Below are 9,107 nucleotides of genomic sequence, written 5' to 3'. Positions count from 1 at the left end.
GCATCAAACCTGGGGCGCTTCACCATGACCCGCGGCGCCGACAGCAACCACGCCTACGTCGGCATCGATAGAGAGGATCACGAACACCTCGAACCACCCGTCGACGACCCCGAACGGATGGCCCGCGCCGCACTCTATGGAGTTCTCCAGCACGTCGGCGTCGAACTGTCCGCGCACGAGACCATCACCCTCGAACACGAACGCTGGGGCTCCATCGCTGAACTCGCCGCCGAGTACGAGACCATCGCCCAAGCGGCCCAGCACGATCGGTGGGCCGCCCTGCTGGCGGTGTCCGGCCTCGACTCCGAGCAAGTCGATGATGTACTCGCCTCCGATGCCTATGGCGCGTTGTCTGCTGAGCTACGCCGAGCCGAAGCCAACGGTCACCACCTCGACCGGCTGTTCCCACGTCTGGTCGCCGCCCGCGGATTCGTCGATGCCGCCGACATTGCCTCGGTCCTGCACGCCCGCCTCGCCAAAACCACCGCCCGCCCAGCAGGCTCCGGCCGCACCCGCAAGACACCCCGACTCATCGCCGGCCTCGTTCCACGCGCCGATGGCCCCATGAGCACCGATATGCGCCAGGCCCTCGACGAACGCCACGAGTTGATCGAACAACGTGCCGACGCCGTCCTCGATACCGCTCTCACCGACCGTGAGCCTTGGACGACCCGGTTGGGGGAGAAGCCCACCGGTAAGGGAGAGGCGAAGCAATGGCGGCGTAACGCCCGCATCATCGCCGCCTACCGCGACCGCTACCAGATCACCGCCACCTCGCCTCTCGGTCCCGACCCAGAAACCACCGTCCAGACGATCGACCATGCACGCGCCAAAGCGGCACTGCAACGTGCGCAAACATTCGCCACAAGACAGAACCAAAAGAGCCCTGAGCGACAGCCGGTGAACCGCGATCATGTTGGACCGCAAATGTGAAAGACCAGCGCCGTCCCGGCTCCGGTGACGATGGGGAAAGCGGACAGTGTGACGCGAGCAGTCTCTGGTGTCGGTTCCCCTCAGCGATCGGTCATATCAGGCGCTTCGAGACATGTCGGTGCCGTGCACCGGGCACAACGTGACCGCATCGCCGGTCAGTGCCAGCATCCTCTCGGCTGCCGAGAGCAGATCGATCAGAGCATCAGGATGTTGGAGTGAGTAGACCGAAGCCCGCCCCACTGGCCGTGATGTCACTAGGCCGGCGTCTTTGAGGCAGGCCAGGTGCTTCGACACTGTGCTCTGCGACAGGCCTAGATGCTCCGTCAAATCAACAACGCGATGTTCACCGAGTTGTAGGTGCTGAAGGATCACCAATCGCGACGGGTCGCTGAAGCCGTGGAACAGGCATGCCGCAGCTTTCATCGCGTCGGCTTCACCGATATGTTGTGTCGTTTCAGGGCTAGTGATTCCCATCGTCATATCTCGATGATATTCGATCGAAGTGCTCGATTCCAGGATGCATGCGCTACCCTCGACCACGTCCGTTGTGATCGTGGAGTCTGATGTGATGCCGCGCTCGTTTGACTGATACGGAGACTGGGTGAAGCCGACAGCGCAGCGTCGTGGTGCGGGTCGAGCGACCCCTGACCCTCGTGGCGGTAAGCGAGTCGCCCCGAAGAAGAGGTCCCGATACGGTTTGCGCGTCGTGCCGGCGCTCGCCGGGCTGATGGCGGTGTCGGCGGCCGGCTTTGGCACGGTGACGGTCGATGATGGCCGGGACGACGGAGCGGTGTCTTCCAGTTCGCGTCAGGCGATTGGCCGACCTTATGCCGGTGTGGATGCCGGCAGCACCAACGGCACCGACATCAGCCGGAGCTTCAACCGGCAAGTCTATGAGGAGCAGCGTGCGACTCAGGAAGAACAGCTGGCGATTGTCGCTGAACAACGCCAACAAGTCGAACAAGACGTGGAGTCCTACGCCGAACAAGTCGCTGACCAGTGGGTCATCCCGGTCACCGGCTACCGGCTGACGGCCCAGTTCGGCCAGTCCAGTGGACTGTGGTCCAGCGGGCAACACACAGGCTTGGATCTTGCCGGCCCGTCTGGCACCACTATTGTCGCCGCGGCGAGCGGCACGGTGAAGACCGCCGCATACGACGGTGCCTATGGCAACAAGACGTCGATCGTGTTGGACGACGTTGACCCTGGCAACCAGACTGAGATGTGGTACGCGCACCAGAGCCGAATCGTGGTCGAGCCAGGGCAGAAGGTCAACGCCGGTGACGTGATCGGTTACACCGGAGCAACGGGGAATGTCACAGGCCCGCATCTGCACCTTGAGGTACGGCCAGGGGGTGGGGAGCCCATCAATCCGGAACAGGCACTCCAGGAGCATGGCGTTCGCCCCTAGAGCCCCTTCCGATTTCCACGCCGGTGGACCTTACTTGGCGTAGGAGTGCAGGCCGGAGCCGAAGAGGTTGACGCCGTAGTAGCTGAACAGGAAGGTCACGAAGCCGATGAGGCAGAAGTAGGCGGCGCGGCGGCCCTTCCAGCCGGCGGTGGCGCGGGCGTGCAGGTACCCGGCGTAGACGATCCAGGTGATGAAGGCCCAGACCTCTTTCGGGTCCCAGCCCCAGTAGCGGCCCCAGGCGTAGTGTGCCCAGATCGGGCCGGCGATGAGCGCGCCGAAGGTCCACAGCGGGAACGCCATCGCGTTCACCCGGTACGCCAGTTTGTCCATGACCGCGGCGGCGGGGAACCGGCGGAGCACGGGGCCGACGTTGTCCTTCGATTCCGCCCGGACGCGGATCAGGTAGAGGACGGAGGCGGCCGCGCCGACCAGGAAGAAGGCCCCGGCGAGCATGACGGCGCTGACGTGAATTTCGAACCAGTAGGAGTCGAGCGCGGGCACCAGCGGGCCGGCCGGCACATAGGTGGACAGTGACATGCCGAGTATCACTAGACCGAAGGCGGCGACCACTCCGCCGACCCACTGCACCTGGTACTTCCACACGAGGCCCAGATACGTGATGAGCGCGACCGTCACGCCGGCGAGTCCGAACTCGTACATGTTGCCCAAGGGCACCCGTTCGGCAGCCAGACCCCGGGTAATGACGCTGATGGCGAGCAGCGCTGCGGCGAGGATGGTGAGGGTCACGCCGACACGCGAGAAACGTTCGGTGACTGGTGTCGTGTCTTCTGTTGGTGGGCTGGGTGGCGTCGGCCCGGTCGTCACGAGCTCCTTCTCCTCGTCGGCGACCTTGCGGGCGAACGCCCACTCGGCGGCGTGAGCGACGAACGCGAGTGCGAGGACGCAGGTGGCGGCAACCATCGCATAGTTCGAGATCTGTGCGTACTGTTCGAGGGTCATGTCGGATTCTCCTTGCTTGTGTCGAGTGTGGCCAACGTTTCTTGTAGGTCGGTGAGGAACGATTCGAGGTCGATGGGTGTCTCATCGCGGGGCACGCGATCGAGTACGCCAACACTGACCGAGGTCAGCCTCGCGCCCGTCCCGTCGTTGCGGGTGGTCGCTTTGATCCAGGTGCGTCGCGGCCTAACCATCAATGAGGCCATGAGCCCGATTAGGCCGACGCTTACGCCGGCGAGTGGTAACGATTTTGCTGGGACGTCGGCGATCTGGAGACGAGCGAACCGACGTAGATCGACGAACTCGATGGTGCCGCCGCCGGGCAAGGTCTGCGATTGGCCGGGGCTCAAGCTGATGTTGAGCGGTTCGCCGTTGTCGTCGAGCACTTCGGTCATCTGGTCTTTTTGGAGTGTGTACACCGATTGCGGGGTGCCGTCGTCGAGGCCGAGATCGCCGGTCCACATGCGCAGCCCGATTACTGGATTCACGGCGCCGGGGTACACGGTCCTTGTGGGCGCGTCATCACCGGCCGAGACGGCGGTAGGCATAAAGAATCCCTGGAACCCCAGCTGCTCGGGAGCGGCGTCGGGCACCTTGATGACGCCTTCGGAGAGGTAGCTGCCATCTTGCGGTAAGAAGATAACGGCGTCGTCGAAGACGATCTCGCCTTCAGCGTCGGTCACTCGAATGACGGGGGCGTAACCCTGGCCGATAAGGAAGACGTCACCTCCGTCCAACGACAGCGGACTGTTCACGGAGATCTCGTATCGTTGCGGCTTGTCACCGGGGTTCTCGGTGTAGGTGACGTTGGCTTGGAACCGTTTGGGCGCACCGCGTTGTGGACCCTCGGGTTGGAACTCCGCGATCATGCGATCGACGAGCAGACCGAACGGCGGCAAGGCGTCGGAGTCGTAGAGCGGCCCAGAGTTGAATTCGTCGTACTGGCTGAGCGTATTGGAGAAGCCGTCGCCCTCGGTGACCATGGCGGCTCCGCGGTAACTCCACAACGCTCCGATAGCCACGCCGACCAGGACCACCAGAATGCTGACGTGGAAGACGAGGTTGCCCAGTTCACGCAGGTAGCCCTTTTCGGCGCGTAGCTCAGCCCCGGCGTCCGTCTGTACGACGTCGACCCTCGTCCGCACGAGTGCCCTCCGCCCGGCAGCCATGACCTCATCGACCGAAGCGGTGGTGGTAAAAGTGCCCGATCCGGGCAAGCGGCTGAAGTTGCGCGGCGCTCGCGGGGGACGGGCACGCAGCGCTCTGGCGTAGACGCTGATGCGGGGCACGATGCAGCCGACAAGCGAGAGCATGAGCAGCAGGTAGATGGCGCTGAACCACGGTGAGGAGTACACCGAGAACATGCCGAGGGCGTCGAGGGCTGGCGCGAGAGTTGGATGATCTTGAAAGAAGGCCTGAACTGTCCGTGCGTCAACCCCACGTTGCGGAACCAATGAGCCGGGCACCGCCGCCACAGCGAGCAGGAGCAGCAGGAACAACGCGGTGCGCATTGATGTCAGCTGTCGCCATATCCACCGGGTGAACTCCCGCGGCGTCAGCTCCGAGGCCTGCGTGGAGGGATTCATGGCGAGTCTTTCGATCTAGGTGTGCCGTGGCGATGGAGTGCAATGGGCTGGTGCGCGGCGACGGAACAATTCCAATGCTTCATCGGGTCTCCGCAGTGGTCGAAGAAAGTAGATCGGGCTTGCAGTCCCCGACGCTGTCGTGAGTCATCAGGAGTTGGACGGGCGCAGCCAAATTGCTGCCTCCAGGAGGGGAGAAGCCGAGCACCTGGCTTCACATCACGAGCAACATTGCGATCATGCCGCTGGCCATGATCGTGTGGCACAGCGAATGCAGTCGATGCCCGCGGGCCCGCAGGGTCTGGTAGAGCCACCAGAGCGCTCCCGTCGCGCAGAATGCGACGACCACCCCGTTCATGACGTCGACCCATGTGGTCGCCGCGGCTTCCAGAGTGCCGTGGTCCTGGCTACCCGCCATGTTTGAGGAGTGTTCTGCGGCGCCGCTGGTCATCAGTAGCGGCATCGCCGCGAGCATCCAGACCATCGCGATGTTTAAGACGACGTGCCCGGCTGTATCGACCCAGCTGGCCGTTGCGCGAGAGTCGAGAAAGGCCCACACGAGGGCGAAGGCGAAGACCATGAACACGACGATCTGTAGCCAGCTGCCGACGCTTGGGATGGCGGACCAGATCATCAGAATCATCGCCGCGCTCATCACCGTGTGGTTGATGTCCACTAACTCCGCACTCGTGCGAGCGTCCTCGCCCGCAGCGGCCTGCCTCCGTATCGCGACATAGTTGCCGACGCACACTGACGCGGTGAAAAGGAACGCGACGGTCAGGATGATGTTCAACGGCGGGGAGATCACGCCCACATGTTACTCTACTGATTGTAGAATAAGGTCGGCTGGACGGAGACCCGATCGTTGCTCGTGATCTGGCCGCGGCGTTGCTCCATGTCGGTAGGTCCCACGAAAGGGAGGCTTGATGGCCACCACAGCGGCCTTCGAGGAGGCTAAGCAGTCCGAGGTCCCGGGATCGGTGCGCCGTGAACGCGCCATGGGTCAGAAGATCGTCACGCTGTTGACTACCACCGATCACAAGCTGATCGGCAAGATGTACCTGGCCACCACCTTCGTCTTCTTCATCATCGGCGGCGTGATGGCGCTGATCATGCGTGCTGAGCTGGCCCGACCGGGCACGCAGGTCGTGGGCGACGAGACGTTCAACCAGTTGTTCACGATGCACGGCACCGTGATGCTGCTGATGTTCGCGACGCCGTTGTTCTTCGGCTTCGCGAACTTGGTCGTCCCGATCATGATCGGCGCGCCGGATGTGGCGTTTCCGCGGTTGAACATGTTCAGCTTCTGGATGTTCCTGTTCGGCAGCCTGATCGCGCTGTCGGGGTTCGTCGTGCCGGGCGGGGCGGCGAGCTTCGGCTGGTTCGCCTATATGCCGTTGAGCGACTCGATCAACTCGCCCGGTATGGGCGGCGATCTATGGGTGATGGGCCTGTACATGTCGGGTTTGGGCACGATCCTCGGTGGCGTCAATTTCATCACGACCATCTTCACGATGCGGGCCCCGGGCATGACCATGTTCCGGATGCCGATCATGGTGTGGAACACGCTGGTGACCAGCCTGCTGGTCATCATCGTCTTCCCCGTGCTGGGGGCGGCGCTGTTAGCGATTGCCGCGGACCGGATGCTTGGAGCGCACGTGTTCGATGCGGCGACGGGTGGTCCGATTCTGTATCAGCATCTGTTCTGGTTCTTCGGGCATCCTGAGGTGTATATCATCGCGTTGCCGTTCTTCGGCATCATCACCGAGGTGTTGTCGGTGTTCAGCCGCAAGCCGGTGTTCGGCTATGTCGGGCTGGTGTTCGCGACGCTGGCGATCGCGGCGTTGTCGGTGGCGGTGTGGGCGCATCACATGTTCGTCACCGGCGCGGTGAATCTGACGTTCTTCTCCTTCATGACGTTGTTGATCGGTGTTCCGACGGGGGTGAAGTTCTTTAACTGGATCGGCACGATGTGGGGCGGTTCGGTGTCGTTCCATACGCCGATGATGTTCGCGTTGGGCTTCCTGACCACGTTCCTGTTCGGTGGTTTGACCGGCATCGTGCTGGCTTCTCCACCGCTGGATTTCCAGCTGTCGGACAGCTACTTCGTGGTGGCGCATTTCCATTACGTGGTGTTCGGGACCGTGGTGTTCGCGATGTTCGCGGGCTACTACTACTGGTGGCCCAAGATCACCGGTCGGATGTTGGACGAGAAGCTGGGCAAGATCCATTTCTGGCTGCTGTTCATTGGCTTCCATCTCACCTTCTTGGTGCAGCACTGGTTGGGTGCCGCGGGTATGCCGCGTCGGTACGCCGACTACGGGCCGAACGACGGTTTCACGACGCTCAACGGGATATCGACGATCGGCGCGTTCCTGTTGGGTGCGTCGATGATCCCGTTCATGTACAACGTGTGGAAGTCGCGCAAGGCGCCGCTCGTCGGCGTGGACGATCCGTGGGGCTGGGGCCGCACGCTGGAGTGGGCCACCTCGTCCCCGCCGCCGCGCCACAACTTCACCAAGCTGCCGCGGATCCGCTCCGAGAGCCCGGCGTTCGACCTGCATCACCCCGAGGTGGCGTCGGTCGAGGTGATGGACAACCCCGGAGAGCGGGAGGCGATCGCCGATGCTCCCGATGTGGATGGGCGGGAGGAGGCCCTAGATGACGCGCACCGTGAAAGACCTGATGAGTAGTCAAGGCGAAGGCAATCTCGAAGAACCCGTCTGATCGACCTTAAACGGCCCGGTGCGACGCCAGGATCGCAACCGTGGTGCAGGTTCGATTCTGTTCCGCTTGCCGGAATCTTCCCCAGATTGAGGTAACCAGATGATGCATGCAACCGTCCGTAAGACCATGTTCGCGGCAGTCGTGACAGTCGGCCTGATGGCTGCGTTCGCCGCTCCGCCCGCAATCGCTGATTCTAAAGACGACATCCGGCGTCAGCAGGGTGAGAACGAGCAGCGCCGGTCGCAGGCGCGACAAGATCTTCAGCACTCCACCGCGCGTTTCCAAGAGGCGTCCACCGCCCTAAGTGCGGCGACCAGTCAGCTAAAAAATGCACAGGATGTTCTGGGACAGACTCGCGGTGAACTCGTCGTGGCGCAGTCGCGTGATGCAGAGCTGCGTGAGGAGTTGACTCGTGCCGAGGCCGATCTCAAGGCTGCTGAGGAACGTGTCGACGTCGCCGCGAAAGAGCTGGACGACTCCGAGTCCGTCGTCGAGCAGTTCGCCGTCGATAGCGTTATGGAGGGCGACCGGGGCCTGCGCGCTTTCAGTGGGCTTCTGCGAGGCGAGGCCCCGACGACATTCTCAGAACGTGTCCAGATGAACGAGTCGATCGGCGATGCTCAGATCGCGACCATGCAGGAACTCGATGCGGCTCGGGTGATGGTCGAACTGGAACGTCAACGAGTCCAGGAGTTGCGCGATCAGGTCGCGGCGCAGAAGCGCGAGGCCGAGGCGAACGTGGTCCGAATGCAGGAACTCACGACGCAGGCTGAAACTCAAGCCGCAGAGGTCAGCCAGCTGGTGGAGACGCGGGAAGCCGCGCAGACCGAGGCGAACGTTGCTAAAGCGCAGGATGAAAAGGCGTTGGCCGAGCTCGATGCGGAGCGAGCCGCGCTGGAGGGGCGGATGCAGGCCATCGTTGATGAGGAGTTGCGCAAGGAGCGCGAGCGCCGAGCCCGCGAGGGCGGTGGCGGTGGAGGCGGTGGTGGTGGCCCAGCCCCCGGCGGTGGGGGAGGCGGCGGCAGCGTGTTGGGCTACCCCGTCAACGGTCCGATCACCTCGCCGTACGGGATGCGCCGGCATCCGGTCACCGGCGTGTACAAGCTCCACGACGGCACTGACTTCGGCGCTGGCTGTGGCGTCCCGGTCCGAGCCTCCGCTTCGGGCACCATCGTCGAGCAGTATTACAACTCTGCCTACGGCAACAGGGTCATCATCAACCACGGCGTTATCGGCGGTTCCAACCTCATGACCACCTACAACCACATGTCGGGCTTCGCCGCCAGCCCGGGCCAGTACGTCAACCGCGGCGACGTGATCGGCTACGTCGGCACTACGGGGCTGTCCACTGGCTGCCACATGCACCTGATGGTCCTACAGAACGGTGCGACAACCAATCCGATGTCCTGGCTCTGAGAATGTCGTCCCCCGAGCGCATGTTCGACACAACCCGGCTCCGTGGATGTTGCCTGATTCGACCGTTTATCGCTATCATC

7 protein-coding genes and 1 pseudogene are annotated in these 9,107 nt (G+C 63.1%); 4 read left to right on the top strand and 4 right to left on the bottom strand.

Annotated elements, in window-relative coordinates:
* Window positions 1-933 (top strand): annotated as a pseudogene (locus BHE97_RS20265) (conjugal transfer protein); the annotation flags it as partial.
* A gap of 96 nt (window positions 934-1,029) precedes the next feature.
* On the opposite strand, the gene BHE97_RS19065 reads toward BHE97_RS20265, so the two are convergent.
* Window positions 1,030-1,413: a metalloregulator ArsR/SmtB family transcription factor gene (locus BHE97_RS19065; RefSeq protein WP_087625621.1), complete on the bottom strand. Its 384-nt coding sequence runs from the start codon at window positions 1,411-1,413 to the stop codon at window positions 1,030-1,032.
* A 226-nt stretch (window positions 1,414-1,639) separates the two neighbouring features.
* Here BHE97_RS19065 and BHE97_RS19060 point away from each other — a divergent pair, with 226 nt between their 5' ends.
* Window positions 1,640-2,344, top strand: coding sequence for a M23 family metallopeptidase (locus BHE97_RS19060; RefSeq protein WP_087625620.1), 705 nt, complete (start codon window positions 1,640-1,642; stop codon window positions 2,342-2,344).
* A gap of 30 nt (window positions 2,345-2,374) precedes the next feature.
* On the opposite strand, the gene ccsB is transcribed toward BHE97_RS19060, so the two are convergent.
* The 3 genes from ccsB to BHE97_RS19045 all read right to left on the bottom strand — a co-directional run bounded on the left by ccsB (window position 2,375) and on the right by BHE97_RS19045 (window position 5,692).
* Window positions 2,375-3,304, bottom strand: coding sequence for a c-type cytochrome biogenesis protein CcsB (gene ccsB, locus BHE97_RS19055; RefSeq protein ID WP_087625619.1), 930 nt, complete (start codon window positions 3,302-3,304; stop codon window positions 2,375-2,377).
* Window positions 3,301-4,800, bottom strand: coding sequence for a cytochrome c biogenesis protein ResB (locus BHE97_RS19050; RefSeq protein ID WP_170931516.1), 1,500 nt, complete (start codon window positions 4,798-4,800; stop codon window positions 3,301-3,303). The genes ccsB and BHE97_RS19050 overlap by 4 nt, the downstream gene beginning before the upstream one ends.
* A gap of 298 nt (window positions 4,801-5,098) precedes the next feature.
* Window positions 5,099-5,692, bottom strand: coding sequence for a DUF5134 domain-containing protein (locus BHE97_RS19045; RefSeq protein WP_140400270.1), 594 nt, complete (start codon window positions 5,690-5,692; stop codon window positions 5,099-5,101).
* A gap of 118 nt (window positions 5,693-5,810) precedes the next feature.
* Between BHE97_RS19045 and ctaD the strand changes: the two genes are divergently transcribed.
* Both ctaD and BHE97_RS19035 read left to right on the top strand, forming a co-directional pair.
* On the top strand, window positions 5,811-7,577 hold the full coding sequence (gene ctaD, locus BHE97_RS19040; protein WP_087625616.1) for a cytochrome c oxidase subunit I: 1,767 nt from the start codon (window positions 5,811-5,813) through the stop codon (window positions 7,575-7,577).
* 190 nt (window positions 7,578-7,767) lie between these two features.
* Entirely contained in the window at window positions 7,768-9,027 is a 1,260-nt protein-coding gene (locus BHE97_RS19035; RefSeq protein ID WP_170931515.1) for a M23 family metallopeptidase, read from the top strand.
* Window positions 9,028-9,107 lie beyond the last annotated feature (80 nt).

The sequence above is a fragment of the Aeromicrobium sp. PE09-221 genome (assembly GCF_002174305.1).
Taxonomy (GTDB): domain Bacteria; phylum Actinomycetota; class Actinomycetes; order Propionibacteriales; family Nocardioidaceae; genus Aeromicrobium.
This window is presented reverse-complemented; position numbering and strand designations above follow the sequence as displayed.

What these genes read in the sequence shown, in the direction of transcription:
- ctaD (WP_087625616.1), top strand. Translation starts at nt 5,811, where the DNA reads ATGGCCACCACAGCGGCCTTCGAGGAGGCTAAGCAGTCCGAGGTCCCG.
- ccsB (WP_087625619.1), bottom strand. Translation starts at nt 3,304, where the DNA reads ATGACCCTCGAACAGTACGCACAGATCTCGAACTATGCGATGGTTGCC.
- BHE97_RS19065 (WP_087625621.1), bottom strand. Translation starts at nt 1,413, where the DNA reads ATGACGATGGGAATCACTAGCCCTGAAACGACACAACATATCGGTGAA.
- BHE97_RS19035 (WP_170931515.1), top strand. Translation starts at nt 7,768, where the DNA reads ATGGCTGCGTTCGCCGCTCCGCCCGCAATCGCTGATTCTAAAGACGAC.